The following is a 21,762-nucleotide window of genomic DNA, read 5'->3' as shown; positions in this document are numbered from 1 at the left end:
GGCCCGCCGCGAGTGAGCGGCGGGCCACGGCGCTTTGGGGGCACGGGCCTTGAGGCGGTACGGGCGTCGGACGGTACGGGCCTCAGGCCGCAGGGGCGTCAGGCGGTACGGGCCTCAGGCGGTGCGAGCCCTCAGCCCGTACGGATATCAGCCGGCGTTCCCGTTCCCGCCGACCTCGGTCACCGCCAGCTCCCCGTCCGCGTACTGCCTGCGCAGCACCTTCTTGTCGAACTTGCCCACGCTCGTCTTGGGCACCGCGGGCACCACCGCCCACCGCTCCGGCAGCTGCCAGCGCGCCACCCGCTCGGCCAGGAACGCCTTCAGCTCCTCGAAGCCGGCGCTCGCCCCCTCCTTCAACACCACCGTCGCCAGCGGCCGTTCGCCCCACTTCTGGTCGGGTACGGCCACCACCGCCGCCTCGGCGACCTCCGGGTGCGCCATCAGGTGATTCTCCAGCTCCACCGAGGAGATCCACTCACCCCCGGACTTGATGACGTCCTTGGCGCGGTCGGTCAGCGTCAGATAACCGTCCGGGGTGATGGTGCCGATGTCGCCGGTGCGCAGCTGGCCCCGCGCGGTGAACTTGTCCTCGGGGCTGAAGTCCGCGCCGTCCGCGCCACCGTAGTACGCGCCCGCGATCCACGGCCCGCGCACCACCAGCTCGCCCGCCGACTCCCCGTCCCAGGGCACCGGTTCGCCGTCCGGGCCGACCAGTTCCGCCTCCACCGAGGCGGGGAAGCGGCCCTGGGTGACCCGGTAGCGCCAGGCCTCCTCGCCCTCGACGCCGTACGGCGGGTGCGCGATACAGCCCAGCGGGGAGGTCTCCGTCATGCCCCAGGCCTGTACGACCTTGAGCCCGTGGCGCTCCTCGAAGGCCCGCATCACCGAGGGCGGGATGGCCGAGCCGCCACTGACCACGGTCTTGAGCGAGGAGACATCGCGCGGCTTGGCGTCCAGTTCGCCCAGCAGGCCCTGCCAGATGGTGGGGACGCCCGCCGTAGTGGTGGGCCGTACCGACTCGATCATCTCGGCGAGCGGCGCGGGCTGCAGGAAGCGGTCGGGCATCAGCAGCGAGGCGCCCGCCATGAAGGAGGCGTGCGGCAGGCCCCAGGCGTTGACGTGGAACATCGGCACGACCGGCAGGCAGATGTCGCGCGGCGTCAGCGCGAAGGACGCGCCCGCGTTGACCTCCATGGCGTGCAGATAGATCGAACGGTGGCTGTACGTCACGCCCTTGGGGTCCCCGGTCGTCCCGGAGGTGTAGCACAGGGCGGCGGCCTGCCGCTCGTCCAGCTCCGGCCAGTCGTAGTGCTGCGGGCGCCCGGCGATCAGCTCCTCGTAGTCGTGTACGCGCGGCCGGCAGCCCTCCAGTACGGAGCGGTCGCCGGGACCGGCGACGACGACGTGCTCGACGGTGGGCAGGTGCGCGAGCAGCGGGGCGAGCAGCGGCAGCAGCGTGCCGTTGACGAGCACGACGCGGTCGGCGGCGTGGTTGACGATCCAGGCCAACTGCTCGGGAGGCAGCCGCAGATTGAGGGTGTGCAGGACGGCGCCCATGGAGGGCACCGCCAGATAGGCCTCCAGATGCTCACTGTTGTTCCACATGAGCGTGGCGATCCGCTCGTCGCCCTGGACGCCCAGCTCGTCGCGGAGGGCATGGGCGAGCTGGTGGGAGCGCTCGCCCACGGCGCGGAACGTGCGCCGCTGCGGCTCGGCCTCGCCGGTCCAGGTCACCACCTCCGCCGTGCCGTGCACGAGAGCCCCATGGATGAGGATGCGGGTCACTGTCAGCGGTACGTCCTGCATCGTGCTCAGCACCGGGGCCTCCCGAAAACCGGTTACGCGCGAGTAGATTTCCGCTGATTCTTTCGCCGTACCACGTGGTATGTCACTAGCGCACGGGAAAATCAGGAGTGTCGAACCCGACGCTCATGGCAGCCTGTGTCCCATGGAGACGATGGTGGGTACGGTGACCGCGCTCAGGCGCTATCCGGTGAAGTCTCTGCTGGGCGAGGAGGTGACGGCCGCCGAAGTGTCCGCGCGCGGGCTGGCCGCGGACCGCCAACTCGCTCTGGTGGACCGCGAGTCCGGGAAGATCGCCAGCGCCAAGAACCCCCGGCTGTGGCGCTCGCTGCTCCAGCTGTCCGCCGAGGCCTTCGACACGTCCGTACGGATCACGCTGCCCGATGGCAAGACCGTGTGGAGCACCGAACCGGACGTGGACGCGGTGCTCTCCCGGCATCTGGGGCGCGAGGTAACTCTGTCCGAAACCCGACCCCCCGGCGCGACGCTGGAGCGCTCGCACCCCGAGGAAGTGCTGCGCGCCGGGCTGGACGCGCAGGTCGGCCATGACGCGATGGAGCTGGGCGAACAGGCCCCCGAGGGCACCTTCTTCGACTTCGCGCCGCTGCATCTGCTCACCCGCGGCACGCTGGAGCGGATCACCGAACTCTCCCCGCGCGGCGCCATCGAGGCCGAGCGCTACCGGCCCAACATCGTCATCGGCACCGAGGCTGCCGGCTTCATCGAGAACGGCTGGGTGGGGCGCGAACTGCGCATCGGCGACGCGCTGACGCTGCGCGTACTGATCCCGACCCCGCGGTGCGCGGTGCCGACACTGGAACACGGAGCGCTGCCCCGGGACCCCCATGCGCTGCGGGTCCCCGCCCAGCACAACCGGATCGTGCCGACGGAGGGGCTCCAGGGCCTTCAGGAGGCGGCCTTCATGGGGCCGCTGCCCTGCGCGGGCGTCTATGCCCGGGTGGAGCGGCCCGGGCGCGTACGGCAGGGGGATGCGGTGCGGCTGGTGTGAGGCGGCGGACCCTGCGGGCGTCAGGCCGCCATGGTCAGTTCCGGGTCCTCGCGCAGCTTGGACAGGGCGCGTGAGACGGCGCTCTTGACCGTGCCGATCGAGACGCCGAGGACCTCCGCGGTCTGCGCCTCGCTGAGGTCCTCGTAGTAGCGCAGTACGACCATGGCGCGCTGCCGGGCGGGGAGTCTGAGCACCGCGCGCCACATCGCGTCGCGCAGCGCCTGCGCCTCGGCCGGGTCCGGGGCGGGTATCGGGTCGGGCTCGGGGAGTTCGTCGCAGGAGAACTCGTCGACCTTGCGCTTGCGCCACTGCGAGGTCCGGGTGTTCACCAGCGCCCGGCGCACATAGCCGTCCAGCGCCCGGTGGTCCTCGATGCGTTCCCACGCCAGGAAGGTCTTGGTCAGCGCGGTCTGCAGCAGGTCCTCCGCGTCGTTCGGGTTGGCGGTCAGGGAACGGGCGGCACGCAGCAGCACCGGGCCGCGGGCGTGCACATACGAGGCGAACGACGGAAACCCAGCGGCGGTCGAGGCGCTGGTGCACACGGGCTGATGGTGGACGGCCATGAGTCAACGCTAGAAGCGAGGGTAGGCGTGACGGATCGGTCGCAGGTGCCGAAGCGTTCTCCGCCTCAGGTTGTACTGGTAGGGCTGGCCTCACCTCCTAAAGGCGGACCAACCGCTCCTCCCCCTCAGGGTCCGGCATCAGGGATATCCCCTGTCACTTGAGCACCGCGACCGGGGCATCGACCAGATTGCGGTCGATGTTCAGCCGGTACCCGCCGTGCTTCTCCTGGACGTTACCCGCGTACTGGTGGATACGGCGGTGCGGGCGCCAGGCCCCGAAGGACAGCGACCTCTCCCGGTACAGCGTGGGCCGCGTGTGCCAGCGCGCGAACCACATCACCGAGGGCAGATCCCGCACCCCGGCACGGCGGGCGCGCTCCATGTGCAGCACCCCCGAGGCGGCGCTGCTGTAGAAGCCCGCCAGATAGCCGTGCCGGCGCACCGCGCGGTTCCAGCCCTGCACGAAGGCCAGGGTCGTACGGGCGCAGCGGGCCTTGCGGACGGTGTACGCCTCCATGTCGAGGTAGAGCGGACTGCCGGCCCGCATGCCCAGCGCCCGGGCCCGCCGCACCGCGTCCCGCCCCTCGGCACGCCCCTGACGCCACGGCCGGTGCCCGATCGCATAGCGCCGCTTGTGCGCCGCGGTGACGCAAGGGGGCTGGGAACCCACGTAGATCGGCAGCACGCGCCAGCCCATGCGGTGAGTGGCCCGCATCCAGCCGCGGGACAGATGCGGCTGCCGCTTGCAGGCCCTGCCCCGGCCCCCGTAATAGACGCCCACGGCGCGGTACTTGGAGTGCCGCCAGGCGCTCATGGCGCGCAGCGAGGGCGCACCGCAGGTGTCGAAGCCCCAGCCCCTGAACACCCTGGGCGCGCGGGGTCCGCCGAACCGGTCCTCCACCGCCGGGGCGGCCGGAGCGGCGGCACCGGGCCCGGCCCCCACGACCAGCGTGCCGAGCGCCGTGGCCAGCGCCGCGAGCAGGGTGGAGACCACCAGCGCCCCTCGCCGGACGAGCCGCCGCCTGAGGCTCACGGGTTCTGCGAGAGCTGCGGGTTCTGCGGGACGTGCGGGATCTGCGGGGGCAGTGGCACCTGCATGTCCCGATGCCCCCTCTGGGCCCACCAGCCCCACTGACGACCGTGCCGCTTTTGTCCTTTTTGTCGACTTTGTCGGATACATATGCCGAGTGAAGGCGCCCGTACGCGGCCGCGCCGGACTGACACGCCCACGCCCCCACCCATTCAGCCGTCTGCGCCGCAGCCCGGAGCGCCCCCTCCCGCCGTCGCACCCGGGACGGCGGGCATCGCACCTCGCGCCCCAGCGCCTCGCGCCCCAGCGCCCCGCCCCCAGCGCCCCGCCCTCAGCGGTCCGCCCCCAGCACCAGCCCCGAGGTCGGTACGCCCGTGCCTGCCGTGACCAGCACCCGCGCCGCGTCGGGCACTTGGTTCACCGAGGTGCCGCGCAGCTGGCGTACCGCCTCGGCTATGCCGTTCATGCCGTGCAGATACGCCTCGCCGAGCTGCCCGCCGTGGGTGTTGAGCGGCAGCGCATCCGCGGCCACGAAGTCCGCCGCCTCCCCCGGCGCACAGAAGCCGAACTCCTCCAGCTGCATCAGTACGAAGGGCGTGAAGTGGTCGTAGAGGATGCCGACGTCGATGTCCGCCGGACGCAGCCCGCTACTGCGCCACAACTGCCGTGCCACCACCCCCATTTCGGGCAGTCCCGTCATCTCGTCCCGGTAGAAGCCGGTCATCTGCTCCTGGGCGCGGGCTGCGCCCTGCGCGGCCGCGGTGATCACGGCGGGCGGACGCGGCAGATCACGGGCCCGCTCCACCGAGGTCACCACGATCGCCTGACCGCCGTCCGTCTCCTGGCAGCAGTCCAGCAGCCGCAGCGGCTCGGCTATCCAGCGCGAGGCGGCGTGGTCGGCCAGGGTGATCGGTTTGCCGTGGAAGTACGCGGCGGGGTTGGTGGCGGCGTGGCGGCGGTCGGTGACGGCGACATGTCCGAAGGCCTCGGGGGTCAGGCCGTAGGTGTGCAGATAGCGCTGGGCGGCCATGGCGACCCAGGAGGCCGGGGTCAGCAGCCCAAAGGGGAGGTACCAGCCGAGCGCGGCCCCCTCGGCCGAGGGCTCGCGGCGCTGCACCCCGGCGCCGAAACGGCGCCCGGAGCGCTCGTTGAAGGCGCGGTAGCAGACCACCACCTCGGCGGCGCCGGCCGCGACCGCCAGGGCCGCCTGCTGAACGGTGGCGCAGGCCGCCCCGCCGCCGTAGTGGACCCGGGAGAAGAACGACAGCTCACCGATGCCCGCCGCCTGCGCGACGGTGATCTCGGGACTGGTGTCCATGGTGAAGGTGACCATGCCGTCCACATCGGCGGGGCTGAGCCCGGCGTCCTCCAGCGCGGCACGTACGGCCTCGACGGCGAGCTTCAGCTCGCTGCGCCCGGAGTCCTTGGAGAACTCGGTCGCACCGATCCCGACGATGGCGGCCCGCCCGCCCAGCGAGTCCACCGCGCGCACACTCATGCCGCACCTCCGGTCAGGTCGACCGTCACGGTGCCGGTGACGTGGTGCCCCCTGCCGTTCGCGCCCACCACCCGTATGTCGGCGCGCCCGCCTTCGACGGCGGCGACGGTGCCGCTCAACACCATGGTGTCACCAGGGTAGTTGGGCACGCCGAGCCGTATGGCGACCTTGCGCAGTACGCACCGCGGGCCGCAGCGGTCGGTGATGTAGCGGCCCACCAGTCCGTTGGTGGTGAGGATGTTCATGAAGATGTCCGGTGATCCCTTCTCCTTGGCCGCCTCGGCGTCGTGGTGCACGTCCTGGTAGTCGCGGGAGGCCACGGCCCCGGCGACGATCAGGGTGCGGGTGATGGGGATGGTGAGCGGCTCCAGCTCGTCACCGGCTCTCATCCGCGCCTCCCCTCTCCGTCGACTCCGTACCGCACCTCACGCGCCCCCTGCCCGTCCGCCCTGTCGCCCCGCCGCCCCGTCACGTGGCCGCCCGTCCGTCCTGCTGCCCTGCCCCCCCCGCCGCTCTGTCGCCCGTCCGTCCTGCTGCCCTGCCCCCCCCCGCCGCTCTGTCGCCCGTCCGCCCTGCTGCCCCGCCGCCCCCGCCGCCCCCGCCGCCCTGAAGACAGGTATCTCCAACTCCTCGTCCACCCGGAGGAATTCCAGCTCCACCGGCATCCCGATCCGCACCTCGCGCGGCGGCACACCGATCACATTGCTGACCATCCGCACCCCCTCGGCCAGCTCGATCAGCCCGACCGCGTAGGGCGGGTCGAAGGCGGGGAAGGGCGGGTGGTGCATGACCACGTACGAATAGACCGTCCCGGCCCCGGACGCCGCCACCGTGTCCCATCGCTCGCAGCCACAGTCGTTGCACCCAGGGAGCCAGGGGAAGCGCAGCGCCCCGCAGCCGGTGCAGCGCTGGATCAGCAGCCGGTGCTCCAGCACCCCTTCCCAGAATCCGGCGTTGTCGCGGTTGATCACCGGCCTGGGCCGCAGGGCCTTGGCGGCTTTCTCCCGCCGCTGGGCGGGCGCGTACTTCAGGATCCGGAAGCGGTGCGTGCCCGCCGGCTCCCCGTCGGCGCGTATGTCCATCCGCGTCGTGACGAAGTGACCGCTGCCCAGCTTGGTCGTCTTGCGCGCTGACACCGATTCGATGACGGCGTCGAAGGTGATCCGGTCGCCGGGGCGCAGGGGCCGCAGATACTCCTGCTCGCAGTCGGTGGCCACGACGGCGGTGTACCCGGCGCCGTCGAGCAGCGCGAAGAGCTCGTCATGGGCCTGCGACCGGCCGGTGTGCCCGGACAGCCCGCCCATCGTCCAGGCCTGGAGCATCGTCGGCGGCGCCACCGCGCCCGGTCCCTCGTACGCGGGGTGCCCGTCGCCCATCGCCTCGCACCAGTGCCTGATCATCGGCTCGTTGACGAGGTCCTTGCCCACCCCGGCGGTGGCGGCCGCCCTTCCCTCGTACGCCCGCAGCCGCTCGTAGAGGTCCCGCTCGTCCCGCTCGTCCCGCTCCTCGGCCACCCCGCCCTCGGCGGCCCCCTCGACCCGTACCGCGCGATCCATCGTCTTTAACTCCCCATCCGCCACAGCCCCCTGGGATCGACCGCCGCCCGCCTCGGCCTCCCCCGCGTTTTCCTGACACATGCCATACACCGCGACGGCCCGATCGGTTCCCCTCGATCCACCGGGCGAGTCGATCCACCGGCGAGGACGAACAGCCGCAGACAAACGAGTGCGAGGGTTTCTGACTGTCCGTCAGAAACCCTCGCACTGTCAAGGCAGATGCACGGCCAGCCGCAGGACCCGCATCACCTCTGATGTCTCACCCCTGAGTCGCGGCCTCCCGGCTCACCACATCTCGGTGAAGTTCACCGTGGTGGTGGTGTTCGACTGGGTGATGGTGGTCTCGCCGTCACCGTTGTTCACGCTGGCGGTGTTGTTCTGGTTCGAAGCGCCGGCGCCGTTGGCAACCTGCTGACCCGTGGTCGAGTTGCCCTCGTTGTCATCGCCGACGCCGGTGCCCTCCTGGCTCGTCGCAGCGGCGCTCGATCCGTTGTCCGCGAAGCCGCCGTTGTCGGCCTGCGCAACCCCGGAGAAGAGAGCGGCCGCAAGCGGCAGCGCGGCGACGGCGGCGATGAGGCGGGCGGTACGGATGGTTGCCATGTCAATTCCTCCTGTTGAGCACAATTACGAGTTGCCGAAGGGCAGTTGGCCGACTGCCCGGCGTTGTTCACGACGTCGCGGATCAAGAGTTGCCCACCGAATCCCCGGCGAACCAGCCTGGACCCACCAATTCCCCCGCAAGCATGAGGAACCCCGGGTAAACCTTCTCCACGCCCCCGAAACCCCGGCACACACCGCCAGCCCCTCGCGACACCCGTTCCCCACAAGGGGCGAAGCGTTCCGGCATATTTTTGGCCATTCCCGGCCCGCCCCCTCATCCCCGCCTCACCCCCTTCCCATCATCGAACGTTCATTCGATAATGAGGTCATGGCCTCCTCGCACCGCCATGACCGGCACGCCGAGCACGCTCACCCCCACGGCCCCGACCAGCGACATCACCACCCCGCACAGCCCACGGACGCCGCAGCACGGCCCCCGGACGCCGACCGGCGCCAGGACCCCGGCCGCGCCCCCGTTCACACCCGCCCCAGCGGCCCGGACCGCCCCCACAGCCCCGGCCGCCCCCGCGGACAGGACCGCGCCCGGGACCGCACACGGAACCACCGCGGCGAGGACCACGCCACGGCCCTCACCCACGCCCTGGTCGCCGCCGGCCGCGGCTACGCCGTCCTCCCCCTGACCCGCTCGAAGCTCCCGGCCATCCGCTCCCCGCACCACCCCTCGCCCGCGACGGCCCCGTGCCACGGCGAGTGCGGCCGCCCCGGCCACGGCGTCCACGACGCCACCAGCGACCCCCTGGCCGTCCGCCGCCTGTTCGCCGCCGCCCCCTGGGCCACCGCGTACGGCATCGCCTGCGGACTGCCGCCGCACCACCTCATCGGCCTCGACCTGGACACCAAGCACGGCGCGGACAGCCTCACCGCCCTCCAACTACTGGCCGAGGCCCACCACTTCGCCCTCCCGCCGACCGTGACCGTGCTCACCCCGAGCGGCGGCCGCCATCTGTGGCTGACCGGCCCGCCCGCCCTCCCGGTCCACAACTCCGCGAGCCGGCTCGCCCCCGGCATCGACATCCGGGGCACCGGCGGCTACCTCGTCGGCCCCGGCTCCCTCACCAGCCACGGCCGCTACCGCCTCAGCCCGGGCGCCCCACGCTTCCCGGCCGCCGCTCCCCACGCCCTGATGGCCCTGCTCACAGCAACACCACCGCCTCGTACACTCCCGCCCCATCCGGCGCTCGGCCCGCACCCCGCCACCGGCCTCATACGCTTCGTCCGCACCTCGCCCGTGGGCCAGCGCAACGCCCGCCTCTTCTGGGCCGCCTGCCGCGCGTACGAGACCCGCCTGGGCGAGGAGTACGCCACCGCCCTCACACAGGCGGCCGTATCCGCCGGCCTGACCGAGCGCGAGGCCCGCGCCACCATCGCCTCGGCCTCCCGCCACACGCTCGCGCACGCCTCTACGGGCACTGCGCCGCGCACCTGACCGACGGGCCGTGCCGCCCAACCCCCCGCACCCCAGCGGCCCTTGCGGCCCCGGCCGCCTCACCAGCCCGATTGCTCGCGGAACCTGCCCGGGCGGAGCGTAGCCCTCGGCCCGTACCCCTCAGGGCGATTCTCCGCAAATGAGCGGCAGAGGGTACAACTCCCTCCGCATGAGGGCGCCGCCGCTCCGTGAATCTCAGATTTCGCTCAACTTTTTCGACGCTTACCGCCCGGTAATAACCGCCGTTGTTTTGGGGCTCGTTCACGTAAGTGACCTTGCAAATACAGGCAACTGCCACCGGGTTCAGCCCATTTCATGATTCGGCCAGGCGAACGAGGGGGTAAGCCGCAGGAGTTAGCCGCGCCCGTCCCTTGACGCCCCCGCTCCGCTGCCCCAACTGCCGCCTGGAACGGCCGTATCACCCGGTAGGCTCACAGCTAGCTCTCTGCCGACCTGAGCACCTGAGTGTCGGTTGCTTCCGTACGGGTCAACCGACCCGGGTCAAGGAAGGCAAGGAAGAGAGTGAGGTTCGATGGCTGACTCCGAGCGGCCTCGTGACCGGGACGACGGCGTCCCCGATGCGCAGCCCGACGGTCAAGAGACCACGGGTGAGGCGCGCACGGGTGGCGAGGTCCACCGCTGCGAGTGCCACAAGGAGCCGGACCGCGGTGTCCCGCCGTCCCGCATGCGGGGCCGGATGATCTCCGAAGCGCTGCTCTGGATCGTCCGGATCTACCTGGATGCGAACGGAGGCAGCGGGTAAGGGAGTTGATCCCCTACCCGCCGACAGATACCGAAGCCGGCCGGTGGACCCGTCTTCCTCGGATTAGGCCCCCTGGAGGCGGGTCCATCGTCTTACTCGGCACCCACTCCCGCACGAGCGAACCCGGCGACTGCTGTCAGCCGACAGCCGCCAGCCGGACACCCGTGCACAGGTGAACTCAATGTCAGCTTCCCCGCTAACGGAGTCACCATCTCGCGCGCATACCGAGAGCGTAACCCGTACCGGCCCTAAACGATACCGCCAGGCCTCCGGTGAACTGGGAAAACTCTCAGCTCCACCCGCAAGAGTGCTTCCTTGGGCACGATGGTGCCCCTAAGCGATACCGCGGACTCCGTTGAAATCCCAACAAGACAAGGGGACTTGGCCAAGTGGCGCGTGGCAGTGCGGACTTCGACGGCAGCGCGCTGCGCCTGCTGCGGAACAACAAGCGCGTGGACGGACGCCTGCTCAGCGCCGCCGAACTAGCCGCCCGGGTCGGCACGTCCAAGGCGCGCATCCTGGCGTACGAGCACCGCCGCTCCACCCCCGAGCCCGAGCGCATCGTCCAGCTGGCCGCCGTCTTCAAGGTCCCCCCGGCCCAGCTCTCCTTCTCCGGCGCCGGCGAGCAGTCCATCCGCGAGCTGCGCTGCCAGGCGGGCCTGACCGCCGCCCAGGCCGCGGCCCACGCGGGCATCAGCCGCGGCACGTACCGCAACATAGAGCTGCTGGCCCAACTCCCCGTACGTGACGACGGGATGGTACGGATCAGGCTGTGCGACGCCTTCGGCATCCAGCTCAGCCAGTTCCACCGGGCGCTGCGCCGCCACCCGCTGGCCATCGCCCGCCGTACCCACATCACCGACGCGCTGGCCACGCTCTTCCAGCGCGCCTACCACACCCACATCCCCGCCGTGGTGGAGGCCGACGACGAGAGCCTGGTACGGATAGCCGGCCTGCTCCAGCGCGCGCCGAGCGTGGTGTGCCGCCTGGTCAACGCCGAACTCGCGCGCTACCGCAGGCTCTTGAAGGACCAGGCCCTGGCGGACGTGGACGCCGCCTACGCCCAGGACCTGCGCGCGGTCAGCCAGGCCCGCGAGCGCAACCGGCAGGCCGTCGGCCTGATCGAGACCGGCCCCTCCCGCTCGGCCCACATACTGATCAACTTCATCGCACAGGCCGTGACCTGCCGCCAGTGGCGCTTCCTGGTCGCCCTCGCCGACGCCGGCACCGACGGGCTGGCCACGGAGGACCACACCCACCTCGCGGGCCACACCGACATCTGGGCCCTGACCAGACAGCACTTCCTGCACGGCACCCAGCGGGCCGGGCGCAGCCGCATCTGCCTGACCCTGCGCGGCATCCGCATGATGCGCAGCCAGCACGAGCTGTACGCCTGCCTGTACCCCCGCGCCGGCACCCCCACCCTCGCCGGCTACTGGACGGCCGCCGCCCGCCGCCCCCAGGACACCGCCCCGCCCCCCGACACCCTCCCCAAACGCCCCCGCCCCACTCCGCGCCCCGCCCCGCCCGAACTCCACTACCCCTCGGTCAAAATCCTCACCGACACCCCCGACACCCCACGCGAGCGGCCATGACACGCCAAGAGGGGCGCCCGGTCACACCGGACGCCCCTCTGACTCACTGCGGAGGCTGTGGGATTTGAACCCACGGTGACGTTGCCGCCACGACAGTTTTCAAGACTGTTCCCTTAGGCCGCTCGGGCAAGCCTCCCCGCGTCCGTCCCGGAGGGCGGCGCGGGGATCAGGTTAGCGCGTCAGCTCTCGCCCGTGCGCTGCCCCAGGGTGACCTGGGTGGTGTGCTCCTTGCCACTTCGCTTGTAGGTGAGGGTCACCTTGTCGCCGGGGCGGTGCTGCCAGATCTCGCTGATCAGGGTCGGGCCGCTGTCGATCACCGTGTTGTCGAGCTTGGTGATGGTGTCGCCGGGCTTGAGACCGGCCTTGTCGGCCGGGCCGTCCGGGGTGACCGCGGCCGAGCCGTTGTTGCCGGACTGGGCGATGGTCGCGCCGCTGCCCGCGTCCCGCATGCCGACCTGGACGCCGATCTGCGGATAGACCGGCTGGCCGGTCTTGATCAGGTCCTGGGCCACCCGCTTGGCCTGGTCGATGGGGATCGCGAAGCCCAGCCCGATGCTGCCGGACTGCTGCGCCCCGCCGCCGAAGCCGCCGCCGTTGCCGGCCGACTGGATCGCGGAGTTGATGCCGATGACATTGCCGGCCGCGTCCATCAGCGGGCCGCCGGAGTTGCCCGGGTTGATCGAGGCGTCCGTCTGCAGGGCGCTCATGTACGAGTTGCCCGAACCCGCGCCGTCGCTGGAGGCCACCGGGCGGTTCTTGGCACTGATGATGCCGGTGGTGACCGTGCCGGACAGGCCGAACGGGGCGCCGATGGCGATAGTGGCGTCGCCGACCTGTACGTCGGAGGACTTGCCCAGCGGGAGCGGGGCGAGGTGGGCGTCGGAGGGGTTCTTCAGCTTGATGACGGCCACGTCGTAGCCCTGGGCGCGGCCCACGACCTCGGCGGCGTACTTCTTGCCGTTGGAGAACGTCGCCATCAGCCGCCCGCCGTTGGCCGCGGTCGCCACGACGTGGTTGTTGGTCAGGATGTGGCCCTGCTTGTCGTAGACGAAGCCGGTGCCCGTACCGCCGTCGCCGCCCGCGCCCTGCGCCTCGATGGTCACGACGCTGGGCAGTGCCTTCTGCGCTATTCCGGCGACGGAGGTGGGCTTGCGGTTCAGGGCCTCGGGGTTGCCCGCGGCCGAGACGGTGGTCGAGCCGGAGTCGTCGCGGCCGAAGGCATAGATGGCCCCGGCCCCGATGCCGCCGCCGACCAGCGCGGCCACCAGCACCGCGGCGATCAGCCCGCCACCGCGCCGGCGCCGCGGCTCCGGCGGCACGGGCGCGCCCCACACGTCGCCGGGGCCGCTGTTGTACGGGGGCGGAGCCTGGCCGGCCCAGCCGCCACCAGTGGCACCGTGCGCGGCGTAGGGGGGCTGGGCGGCGGTGTCGCCGGGCCCGTAACCCCATCCCTGCCCGTGCGCGCCGGACTGGCCCGGTACGCCGGACTGCCCGTGCCCGGCGGACTGGCCCGCCGCGGGACCACCGTGCCCCGGCTGCGGCTCCCCGGGGTACGACGGCCCGGCGGGCGGCTGCTGCGTCTGCGGGGAACCACCGGCGGCCGGCGGCTCCTGGGGAGCCGGGGCCTGCGCGGCCCCCGAGGGAGCCGGTCCGCCGACCGCCGGGGCGAAGTCCGGCGGCGGGGGCGCGGCGGACGGGGCGGCGGACGGCGTCTGCGCTGTGGTGGGACGCACGGCGGGCTCACCGGCCTGCTCCGCGTCCGCGGCCACGGCGGGGCTCACCGCCGTGGCCGCCTCCGGATGCGCAGCCGGTGCACCGGAAGCGGGCCCCGGCGCGCCGGACGCGGATGCGCTCTCCGGCGTCGGGGACGCGGTCGGCGGCTTGCCCTCCGGCCCGACGGCGGCGCCCTCGTTCTCGGTGCTCACAGCTCTCTCCTCAGCTTCACGACTGTGCCGGCCCGCGTTCCGGACCCGTATGGAAGATTTCTCCGGGACGCGTTCGGTTGACTGCCCCGGGGTGACGGTTTCGGGCACTGCGGGCGAGTGTCCGTAACCAGCCTTTACCACGGCGCATCAGAGCGCCGTAAGCGGAGGCTGTGACCGTCTCCCCATCCTTGACGGCGGACATAACCGGCGCATCCCCTGGTATGCGAATCAGGTGCCGCACAAGCGGCTGCCCCACAAGCGATGGCACCATAACGCGGTGACCTATGCGCGCCCGGCCCGGGACAGTCGTCCAGGGCCACCCACCATCTCCGTCGTAGCCCACCGCGGCGCTTCCGAGGACGCCCCGGAACACACCCTGGCCGCTTACCGCAAGGCCATCGAGGACGGCGCCGACGCCCTGGAGTGCGACGTGCGGCTCACCGCCGACGGGCATCTCGTCTGCGTCCACGACCGCCGGGTCAACCGCACCTCCAACGGCCGCGGCGCCGTCTCGGCCCTGGAGCTGGCCGATCTGGCCGCGCTGGACTTCGGTTCCTGGAAGGGCGGCGAGGACCCGGACGGCGAGGCTCCGGACCGCAGAGCGCTGGAGGGCTGGGAGCTGGAGCGAGGCGGCGGGGCCGGGGCCCAGGAGCGCACCTCCGTACTGACCCTGGAACGGCTGCTGGAGCTCGTCGCGGACGCCGACCGCCGGGTCGAGCTGGCCATCGAGACCAAGCACCCCACCCGGTGGGCGGGGCAGGTCGAGGAGAAGCTGGTGGAGCTGCTGGAGCGATTCGGCCACACCAAGCCGCCGGGGGACCTCCCGCCCGCCGTGCGGGTGATGAGTTTCTCGGCCCGCTCCCTGCACCGCGTACGGGCCGCGGCGCCCGCCGTCCCCGGTGTGTATCTGATGCAGTTCCTCACTCCGCGCCACCGCGACGGACGGCTGCCGCCCGGCGTACGCATCGCGGGCCCCGGCATCAGAATCCTGCGTGCGCACCCCGACTACGTCGCCAAGGCGCATCGCGCGGGCCATCAGGTCCATGTCTGGACTGTTAACGACGAGGCGGATGTAGAGCTGTGCCGGAATATGGGCGTGGACGCAATCATTACAAATCGCCCTAAACAGGTACGAGCCCAACTCGGCCTTGGGTAGAGCTCATTACGGGGTGTGCACCGGCGCATTCAGCCCGTATTCGATCGTTACGAGTGCGTCACTGCACAGGGATTGGCCGGTTTCCGGTCCAGTCCATTGGGGCATTCATCCCGTGGCGTGGGGCAAAGGAGGTCTCGGGGGTGGCGTTGGTGGTGGCACAGGAGGTGCCGACGTCGTCGATCATGGCCGTACCCCATGGCCCGGTGGGCGTGGGAACAGCCAGGCGGCGAATGCGCGAACAGCTGTTGACAAGTGGTGTTCAGGACACGGTTGTCGATGACGCCGTCCTCATCCTTTCCGAACTTCTCAGCAATTCGTGCCGGCATGCGCGTCCGATATGCGCGGCCGGCGCACCGGGTTCCGTACGGGGCACCCCGCCGGACTGTGTGGTGGCGTCCTGGCGCATCGACGGCCAAGGGCAGTTGACCATCGCGGTGACGGACGGCGGCGGCCCGACCCGGCCACTTCCGGCCACTCCTTCGGTCACCGCGCACGGCGGCCGCGGACTGGCGATCATCCGCTCCCTCGCCAAGGACTGGGGCGTACGCGACGCCGACGGCGAGGTGACGGTCTGGGCCGTACTGCCGCTGCACGACTCCTTCGCTACGCGCGTGGACCTCAGCGCCGTACTGGAACCCGGCCTGGCCTCGGAGTTGGCCTTCGCCGACCTGGACGACGGGGCGTAACCCGCCCGCCGGGCCCGGCCGCAACAGCAGACCCGGCCAGGCCCGCAGGACCGGCCGCAATCGCAGACCCGAGCGGCGCGGCCCCCTTCTCCCGCCGCCCCCCAGTCCCCTGGCCCCGGCCGCAGCCCGGGCCCCCGGCGCCGCCGCGGGCGATCCGACTAGGGTCTGTCTCTCCGGTGTTCGTGGATCGGACCGCGGCGTTGGGCGCCGTGCATCGCAAGGCGGAGCATTGCCCTCGGACCGGGTGTCCGTGGGTGATACGACAACGCCGCGAGGTGCGGTGCCCAACGCCGCGGTCCCACGAAGACCGGAGAGACAGACCCTAGGCTCGCGCCCAGCGCGGCGCACGCGCGTCCGGATGCCCAGCACCGACCAGGAGAAACCCTCGCCATGGCCAAGAAGCGCCGACCCCAGACCAAGGCCGCAGCCCCGCAGATCGAGAACGGTGAGGTGCCCGTAGTCGGCGCCCGCGAGCCCTGCCCCTGCGGTTCGGGCCGCCGCTACAAGGCCTGCCACGGCCGGGCCGCCGCGCACGCCGCCACCGAGCTGGTGCAGCGCCCCTTCGAGGGGCTGCCGGGCGAGAGCGACTGGGTGGCGCTGCGCGAACTGGTGCCCGCCGCCACCGCCGAGTTGACGCTCAAGGGCGGGCTGCCCGAGGGCGTCCCCTCGGTGACGCTCGCCACCGTCCTGCCCATGGCCTGGCCCGCGCTGCGCCGCGACAACGGCGCGGTCCTGCTGGGCCTGCAGAACGACACCGCTTCGGGTGACATCAGCCGCGACCTGGCCGACACCCTGCTGCGGGCGCTGGCCGCCGAGCCCGGCACCCCCGTCGCCGCCGGGCGGGCCGCCGCCGACGGCCCCCGCCTGCAGGACCTGCTGGACGCCTCGGCGCCGTTCGAGCCGACCGTGCACACCGGCTTCGAGTTCTGGGTGGAGAACGCCGAGAACGCCACCGGAGAGGTCGCCGCATCACTGGAACGAGCCAACGCCGCGGCGATTCCGACCGCGCGGCTGGCCGGACTCGAAGGTGCGTTCTGGTGCGAGGCGCCCGAGAAGAACCACCTGCGCTGGGTCATGACCGAGCCGGAGGAAAAGCTCCTGGACGCGCTGGCCCGGCTGCACGCCGCGGGCGCCTCCTCGCTCGGCGAGGACACCCGTCTGGTGGGTTCCTTCCGTGCGCACGGGCTGGTCGTCCCGGTCTGGGACCTGCCCTCCTCCATGAGCGCGCAGGACGTCGCGGGCCCCGCCGGGCAGTTCGCCGAGCGGCTGGCCGCCGCGCTCGCCACGGACACCCCGCTGACCTCGGAGGAGCGCCGGGCGCGCGGCGGTCTCACCAACCGTCAGGTGACCCTGAGCTGACGGCGGCGGATCCGGACACGGGCGACATGCCCGGCGGCGTGATGCCCGTCACAACTCCCCATACCAGGCGGTAAATACGCGTCCGGAATTCCACGATCGAATTTGCGAACCGCCGATCTCTTGTTACGGTTCTAGAAGCCCGGTCGCTGGTGCATCCCCCGTCGCCAGCGACCGGGCGTTGCCATGTCCGGCGCCGGGAGGGCTTTTCGCAGCCCATCCGCCCGCGCCCGGCCCCCGGCCCGTCGTACGGGCCGCGGCTGCCGCCTCAGCCCCGTGAACCGCCGCCCGGCGCCGCCGAGTTGCTGCCCGAGCGCAGCAGCAGCCGCTCCTGCGCGGCGTCGGAGAACTCCGCCACCGCTCCATAGGCCACGGCCTCCCGCCCTGCCTGGGACGGCTCCCCGGGCGCCTTGGCGGGCTTCGCCGCGGCCCCGCTGTCCGCGCCCCTCGGCCCGGCGCCGGCCGCCGCCCCGCCCTCCGTCTCCGCCGGGGTCTCACAGCTGCCCGGCTCGTCCCCGGCGGGCACCTCGCAGTGGATCTGGACCGTACGGCCGTTGGGGCGCATCAGCGTCAGGACGGCGTTGAGCGGTTCGCCGGAGGTGTTGCGGTAGTAGGTGCGCGCCCAGGTGCGGTCATTCTCGGCCAGTACGCACGTCTGTGCCTCGACCCCGTGCGGGGAGGCGAGTTCGGGTCCGCATTCGGCCACCCGGCGGCCGCGCGCGCCGGGCTCCAGGCCGAGCCCCTGGAGCAGTCCGCCGCTCTCCTCCCGGCTTCCCTCGACGCCGTCGGCACCGGACGCCCGCTCGGGCGCCGGAGACGCCGCCGCGCCGGTTCCGCTCCGCTCCTCCTTGCCCGAGCCCGCTCCGGGCGCCGCCCCCGGGACGGTTTCAGGGGCCGATCGGGCGTCCCCGGCCGGTCCGGCGGTCGCGGCGGCCAGCGGCAGCGCGACGGCGAGCGCCACCGTGCTCGCGAGCGCGATCATGCGGAGGTTCGGCGCACGCTCCATGGGACCCACCTGTCGGTCGACTGGCCGGTGACGGCTTGACGATGGGCCGAACATATCGGTCGGGACATGGCACGTACGGGGCTCTCACACCCATTTTCCGCAGATATCCGGGCGGCTCACACCCGTATGAGTGAACCCGCCCGCGCGCCGCGAAGACCGGCGTGCGGCGCGGGGCCGCCAAATCCCGCGGCGTCAGTAGGCGAGGCGGCTGCCGCCGTCCGGAGCGCTGGTGCTCGCCCGGACCAGCGCGTCCACGACCGTGGCCACCCGCGGCAGCCAGGGAGCGCCTGCCCCCGCGGCAGGCGACCGTTCCCAGCGCACCTTGCCCGCGCCGATCTGCGAGGGCGGCAGCACCACATAGCCGCCCTCGCCGTGGAAGCGCAGCGAGCTGGGTACCCAGTCCTGGGAGTGCAGCAGTTCGCCCAACTCCTCCAGGGAGTAAGGCGATACGAGCAGCGACCAGCGGGTGGGCGTGGCCACCACCGGGCCCAGCCGGACGCCGAAGTGGTCCAGGACCGACAGCGCCCTGGCCCCGGCGACGGCCGGCAGGCTCACCGCGCACGGCGCGCTGCCGCCGGTGGCCAGCATCAGCGGGGCGTCGGGCCGGTTGGTCCACCACCAGCGCACCATCCGCTCGTCGGTGGTGGCCGCGAGCAGGCCCGGGTCGAAGGGGTGCGCGCCGGGCACCACGCAGTCCGGGTCGGGGCAGCCGCACCGGCGCGCGCCGCGCTCGCCCCACGCGGAGCGGGTACCCGACTGGAGCGCCACACCCGGGAGCACGGGCCACTGCCACTCGGTCGCGCAGTGCAGCGCGGCACCGAGCAACGCCGACCTTCCGCCGCGCCGGAACTGGAGCTTGCGTCGCCTTCCGAGGATCTCGCGCATGAGCGCTCGTTCCTTTCCGTTAACGCCGAGGGCTATGTCCATCGCACTACGTGCCGATGCTGGTTCATGCCGCTTTGTGGCGTTTCATGGCGCCTAGTGACACTTAGAGGCCATCACACCACGTGGATCACAAGTCACTGCGTGTACCAAGGCAGCGCATCACGCCGTACGCCGAGCGTGGAACGTGGCGGAGGGTGGCGCGCCCATGGCGCTTCCATTTCCCGAAGTGCAATCCCGCCACTTGGGGGTGCGGCGCGGTCGTCGCCGAGTAAGACGCCCGTGCCCGTCGGAGAGTTCCGTTGCGGCCTCAACTGGCTCGACTGGCCTCGTATCTCTCCGACTTACGTACCCGCCATCGTGGACATGACGCGTTGCCGATCGCCGTCAGTCGACCTCAAATTGACACCCCAGGGGCCTTTTTTCAGCCAAACTCCTCTAGAACTTCCCGCCTCATAGACACCACAAACCCCAGCAGGACAATGCTGGACATCACATCACCGGGGCGTGTAGATGTGGAGGCATTGATAGCGGAGCAGCATGACATGGGGGTTTGCGATGCTATTGAGGAAATTGAGCGGCCGGACAAGCCGCGCAACAGGACTCGACACCGTGCCGCTCTCCCTGTCGAACAGCGTTCTGACCTCGGGTGATGCCCGGCGCAACGTAAGCCGGCAGCCATGACTACCCCCCGCGGGCCGAAAGTGGCTGGAATCGAACCAGCTCTTCCCGCACCAGCGCACACTGCGGCCCCACCCGCCGCGGAACAGAGCCCCACGGGCCAGGTAGGCCAACTCGCCGCCGTCCAGGACCGTCTGGCCGGATGGATCTCCGACCTCACCACGCTGCACGACCTCACCGAACAACTGGCGCGTACGCGGACCCTGGAGGAGGCCCTCCAGGAGATGCTGCGCGCCGGCGCGTCCCTGGTGGGCGCACGGCGCGGGCTGGTCGCCCTGGAGCCGGCCGACGGGCTGGGCCCGGACGTCAGCATCGGGCTGGGCCTGGGCCACGCCGACATCGGGCACATCGAGACCGTGCCGCGCCGCGCCACCTCCTTCGGCCGCATTCTGGAGGGCCTGCCGGAGCAGGACGACGCCGAGGACGGCCGCCCCGGCGGGCCGCGCACGGACATCAGCCAGCCGGACATCCAGAGCGAGCCCGGACTGGACCCCCGCCTGCGCGAGGTCGCCGCCCGGCTCGGCTACGCCGCCAGCTACGCCGTACCGCTCGCCGCCGAGCCCATCGGCCCGATCGGCGCCGCCGTGTGGCTCTACGACGAGCCGGCCGAGCCCACCGAGCGCCAGCGCCACCTCGCCGGCCTCTACCGCGCCTACGCCGTCGAACACCTGGCCAGGCTGCTGGAGCTGCACCGCCAGCGGCAGACCGCCGCGACCCTGCGCGAGGAGCTGCTGCCCAGCAGGCTGCCCCGGGTGCCGGGCGTGCGGCTCGCGGTGCGGCACAGCACCGGGCCGCGCGGCGGCGGCGACTGGTACGACGCGCTGCCGCTGCCCGAGGGCGCCCTCGGTCTCGCCGTCGGCGCCGTCACCGGCGCGGGCCCCAGCGCGGTGGCCGCCATGGGACGGCTGCGCGCGTCCCTGCGGGCGTACGCGGTGATGGAGGGCGAGGACCCGGTCGCGGTCCTGTCCGACCTCGAACTGCTGCTGCGGCTGACCGAGCCGGCCCGCAGCGCCACCGCGCTGTTCGCCTTCGCCGAGCCCGCCGCCAAGAAGGTCGTGCTGGCCGGGGCCGGGCACTGCCCGCCGCTGATCATCGGTGAGCAGCGCGCGGAGTTCGTGGAGACCTCGCTGTCCGCCCCGCTGGGGATGCTCGCCTGCTGGGAGGCGCCGAGCGTGGCCCTCAGGCCCGCCTCGGGAGAAACCCTTCTTCTGTACAGCGACGGGCTGCTGCACCGCACCGGCGAGCCGCTGGACCGCGCCCTGGCGCGGCTGCACACCGCCGCTGCGGGCGCCCCCAAGGCCGCCCGCCAGGACCCCGAGGCGGTCCTGGACCACGTGGTGCGCACCCTGCTCCCGGAGGGGATCGAGGACCCGGATTCGCCCGAGGACATCGTGGTGCTCGCGGCGCACTTCGAGTAATCCGCACAGGCCGCACAGGTCGCGCTGCCGCCGTGCCGGGCCCCGTATCGCGGGGTCCACGGCCGCCCGACAGGTCGCATACATCACACAGGTCACATAGGTCACGGCTCATAGACCCTGGACCGCTTTTCGCGCGCACATACGATGGGAAGCGGTTCAGTCTTAAAAGGAGGCATTGTGACCGACGAGCTCACGCCGGAGACCCCGGACGAGGACGAGCAGCCGATCAAGCAGCGCAAGAACGGCCTTTACCCGGGCGTTTCGGACGAGCTCTCCGAGAATATGAAGTCCGGCTGGGCCGACACCGAGCTGCGGGACCTGGAGCCGATCGAGCAGGCCGCCAACGCCGCCCGGCGCCGCGCCGCGCTCTCCGCGCGCTTCCCCGGCGAGCGGCTGGTGATCCCCGCGGGCAACCTGAAGACCCGCTCGAACGACACCGAGTACGACTTCCGCGCCTCGACGGAGTACGTCTACCTCACCGGCGACCAGACGGACGACAGCGTCCTGGTCCTGGAGCCGGCCGGCGACGGCCACGAGGCGACGCTGTACCGCCTGCCGCGCTCCGACCGCGAGAACGGCGAGTTCTGGCTCAACGGCATGGGCGAGCTGTGGGTCGGCCGCCGCAACAGCCTGAGCGAGTCCGCTGCCCTGCTCGGCCTGCCCTGCAAGGACGTGCGCGAGCTGGCCGAGGCGCTGCGCGAGGCCACCGGCCCGGTGCGGGTCGTGCGCGGTCACGACGCGGGCATCGAGTCGGCGCTGGTGGACAAGGTCACCGCCGAGCGCGACGA

The 21,762-nt window shown here is 72.0% G+C and carries 19 protein-coding genes and 1 tRNA gene; 9 read left to right on the top strand and 11 right to left on the bottom strand.

The annotated features are described in order from the left end of the window. Positions 1-147: 147 nt before the first annotated feature. The gene (locus AC4IJH_RS39965; protein WP_490856922.1) at positions 148-1,818 is read right to left on the bottom strand and encodes a long-chain fatty acid--CoA ligase; all 1,671 of its coding nucleotides are present in this window, start codon (positions 1,816-1,818) and stop codon (positions 148-150) included. 130 nt (positions 1,819-1,948) lie between these two features. Here AC4IJH_RS39965 and AC4IJH_RS39960 point away from each other — a divergent pair, with 130 nt between their 5' ends. Then, entirely contained in the window at positions 1,949-2,812 is an 864-nt protein-coding gene (locus tag AC4IJH_RS39960; RefSeq protein ID WP_490856921.1) for an MOSC domain-containing protein, read from the top strand. A 20-nt stretch (positions 2,813-2,832) separates the two neighbouring features. Here AC4IJH_RS39960 and AC4IJH_RS39955 read toward each other — a convergent pair whose 3' ends face one another. From AC4IJH_RS39955 to AC4IJH_RS39930, 6 genes are all read right to left on the bottom strand, one after another. After that, positions 2,833-3,375 carry a SigE family RNA polymerase sigma factor gene (locus AC4IJH_RS39955; protein ID WP_490856920.1) on the bottom strand — a complete coding sequence of 181 codons (543 nt, stop codon included), beginning with the start codon at positions 3,373-3,375 and terminating at the stop codon, positions 2,833-2,835. Between the two features lie 154 nt (positions 3,376-3,529). Continuing rightward, positions 3,530-4,408: a DUF1906 domain-containing protein gene (locus tag AC4IJH_RS39950; RefSeq protein WP_490856919.1), complete on the bottom strand. Its 879-nt coding sequence runs from the start codon at positions 4,406-4,408 to the stop codon at positions 3,530-3,532. A gap of 328 nt (positions 4,409-4,736) precedes the next feature. Next, positions 4,737-5,903, bottom strand: a complete 1,167-nt coding sequence (locus tag AC4IJH_RS39945; RefSeq protein ID WP_490856918.1) for a lipid-transfer protein — start codon at positions 5,901-5,903, stop codon at positions 4,737-4,739. After that, positions 5,900-6,292: a MaoC/PaaZ C-terminal domain-containing protein gene (locus tag AC4IJH_RS39940; RefSeq protein ID WP_490856917.1), complete on the bottom strand. Its 393-nt coding sequence runs from the start codon at positions 6,290-6,292 to the stop codon at positions 5,900-5,902. The genes AC4IJH_RS39945 and AC4IJH_RS39940 overlap by 4 nt, the downstream gene beginning before the upstream one ends. Positions 6,293-6,328: 36 nt before the next feature. Continuing rightward, the gene (locus AC4IJH_RS39935; RefSeq protein WP_490856916.1) at positions 6,329-7,459 is read right to left on the bottom strand and encodes a bifunctional MaoC family dehydratase N-terminal/OB-fold nucleic acid binding domain-containing protein; all 1,131 of its coding nucleotides are present in this window, start codon (positions 7,457-7,459) and stop codon (positions 6,329-6,331) included. Positions 7,460-7,744: 285 nt separating this feature from the next. Then, positions 7,745-8,059 (bottom strand): hypothetical protein, encoded by a 315-nt coding sequence (locus AC4IJH_RS39930; RefSeq protein WP_490856915.1) that lies wholly within the window; start codon positions 8,057-8,059, stop codon positions 7,745-7,747. A 328-nt stretch (positions 8,060-8,387) separates the two neighbouring features. On the opposite strand from AC4IJH_RS39930, the gene AC4IJH_RS39925 reads away from it, so the two are divergent. The 3 genes from AC4IJH_RS39925 to AC4IJH_RS39915 all read left to right on the top strand — a co-directional run bounded on the left by AC4IJH_RS39925 (position 8,388) and on the right by AC4IJH_RS39915 (position 11,864). Next, the gene (locus AC4IJH_RS39925) at positions 8,388-9,506 is read left to right on the top strand and encodes a bifunctional DNA primase/polymerase (protein ID WP_490856914.1); all 1,119 of its coding nucleotides are present in this window, start codon (positions 8,388-8,390) and stop codon (positions 9,504-9,506) included. Between the two features lie 532 nt (positions 9,507-10,038). Further along, the gene (locus AC4IJH_RS39920) at positions 10,039-10,269 is read left to right on the top strand and encodes a hypothetical protein (RefSeq protein ID WP_490856913.1); all 231 of its coding nucleotides are present in this window, start codon (positions 10,039-10,041) and stop codon (positions 10,267-10,269) included. A gap of 389 nt (positions 10,270-10,658) precedes the next feature. Then, a complete protein-coding gene (locus AC4IJH_RS39915) occupies positions 10,659-11,864 on the top strand; it encodes a helix-turn-helix domain-containing protein (RefSeq protein ID WP_490856912.1) in 1,206 nt (401 codons plus the stop codon). Between the two features lie 49 nt (positions 11,865-11,913). Here AC4IJH_RS39915 and AC4IJH_RS39910 read toward each other — a convergent pair. Both AC4IJH_RS39910 and AC4IJH_RS39905 read right to left on the bottom strand, forming a co-directional pair. Next, a tRNA-Ser gene (locus tag AC4IJH_RS39910) sits at positions 11,914-12,000 on the bottom strand. A 43-nt stretch (positions 12,001-12,043) separates the two neighbouring features. Beyond that, positions 12,044-13,789: a S1C family serine protease gene (locus tag AC4IJH_RS39905; protein ID WP_490856911.1), complete on the bottom strand. Its 1,746-nt coding sequence runs from the start codon at positions 13,787-13,789 to the stop codon at positions 12,044-12,046. A 277-nt stretch (positions 13,790-14,066) separates the two neighbouring features. Between AC4IJH_RS39905 and AC4IJH_RS39900 the strand changes: the two genes are divergently transcribed. From AC4IJH_RS39900 to AC4IJH_RS39890, 3 genes are all read left to right on the top strand, one after another. Then, positions 14,067-14,945, top strand: coding sequence for a glycerophosphodiester phosphodiesterase family protein (locus AC4IJH_RS39900; RefSeq protein WP_490856910.1), 879 nt, complete (start codon positions 14,067-14,069; stop codon positions 14,943-14,945). Positions 14,946-14,998: 53 nt separating this feature from the next. Continuing rightward, complete coding sequence (locus AC4IJH_RS39895) at positions 14,999-15,631, top strand: ATP-binding protein (RefSeq protein WP_490856909.1); 633 nt, start codon at positions 14,999-15,001, stop codon at positions 15,629-15,631. 390 nt (positions 15,632-16,021) lie between these two features. Beyond that, complete coding sequence (locus AC4IJH_RS39890) at positions 16,022-16,990, top strand: DUF5926 family protein (RefSeq protein WP_490856908.1); 969 nt, start codon at positions 16,022-16,024, stop codon at positions 16,988-16,990. 265 nt (positions 16,991-17,255) lie between these two features. On the opposite strand, the gene AC4IJH_RS39885 is transcribed toward AC4IJH_RS39890, so the two are convergent. Further along, positions 17,256-17,993 (bottom strand): hypothetical protein, encoded by a 738-nt coding sequence (locus AC4IJH_RS39885; protein WP_490856907.1) that lies wholly within the window; start codon positions 17,991-17,993, stop codon positions 17,256-17,258. A gap of 192 nt (positions 17,994-18,185) precedes the next feature. Further along, a complete protein-coding gene (locus AC4IJH_RS39880; RefSeq protein ID WP_490856906.1) occupies positions 18,186-18,878 on the bottom strand; it encodes a bifunctional DNA primase/polymerase in 693 nt (230 codons plus the stop codon). 677 nt (positions 18,879-19,555) lie between these two features. Between AC4IJH_RS39880 and AC4IJH_RS39875 the strand changes: the two genes are divergently transcribed. Together AC4IJH_RS39875 and AC4IJH_RS39870 are read left to right on the top strand one after the other, a co-directional pair. Then, complete coding sequence (locus AC4IJH_RS39875) at positions 19,556-20,974, top strand: PP2C family protein-serine/threonine phosphatase (protein ID WP_490856905.1); 1,419 nt, start codon at positions 19,556-19,558, stop codon at positions 20,972-20,974. Between the two features lie 177 nt (positions 20,975-21,151). Then, positions 21,152-21,762 (top strand): aminopeptidase P N-terminal domain-containing protein (locus AC4IJH_RS39870; protein ID WP_490856904.1); only part of this gene is annotated, 611 nt, incomplete at its 3' end.

The organism is Streptomyces sp. UF-297 (genome assembly GCF_058245575.1).
Note: the sequence above shows the minus strand (reverse complement) of the source record. Positions and strands in the feature narration are given on the sequence as shown.

Bases quoted from the DNA above. Each gene is read 5' to 3' on its own strand.
- AC4IJH_RS39960 (WP_490856921.1), top strand. From the start codon at position 1,949: ATGGAGACGATGGTGGGTACGGTGACCGCGCTCAGGCGCTATCCGGTG.
- AC4IJH_RS39955 (WP_490856920.1), bottom strand. From the start codon at position 3,375: ATGGCCGTCCACCATCAGCCCGTGTGCACCAGCGCCTCGACCGCCGCT.
- AC4IJH_RS39945 (WP_490856918.1), bottom strand. From the start codon at position 5,903: ATGAGTGTGCGCGCGGTGGACTCGCTGGGCGGGCGGGCCGCCATCGTC.
- AC4IJH_RS39940 (WP_490856917.1), bottom strand. From the start codon at position 6,292: ATGAGAGCCGGTGACGAGCTGGAGCCGCTCACCATCCCCATCACCCGC.
- AC4IJH_RS39935 (WP_490856916.1), bottom strand. From the start codon at position 7,459: ATGGATCGCGCGGTACGGGTCGAGGGGGCCGCCGAGGGCGGGGTGGCC.
- AC4IJH_RS39930 (WP_490856915.1), bottom strand. From the start codon at position 8,059: ATGGCAACCATCCGTACCGCCCGCCTCATCGCCGCCGTCGCCGCGCTG.
- AC4IJH_RS39925 (WP_490856914.1), top strand. From the start codon at position 8,388: ATGGCCTCCTCGCACCGCCATGACCGGCACGCCGAGCACGCTCACCCC.
- AC4IJH_RS39920 (WP_490856913.1), top strand. From the start codon at position 10,039: ATGGCTGACTCCGAGCGGCCTCGTGACCGGGACGACGGCGTCCCCGAT.
- AC4IJH_RS39890 (WP_490856908.1), top strand. From the start codon at position 16,022: ATGGCCAAGAAGCGCCGACCCCAGACCAAGGCCGCAGCCCCGCAGATC.
- AC4IJH_RS39885 (WP_490856907.1), bottom strand. From the start codon at position 17,993: ATGGAGCGTGCGCCGAACCTCCGCATGATCGCGCTCGCGAGCACGGTG.
- AC4IJH_RS39880 (WP_490856906.1), bottom strand. From the start codon at position 18,878: ATGCGCGAGATCCTCGGAAGGCGACGCAAGCTCCAGTTCCGGCGCGGC.
- AC4IJH_RS39875 (WP_490856905.1), top strand. From the start codon at position 19,556: ATGACTACCCCCCGCGGGCCGAAAGTGGCTGGAATCGAACCAGCTCTT.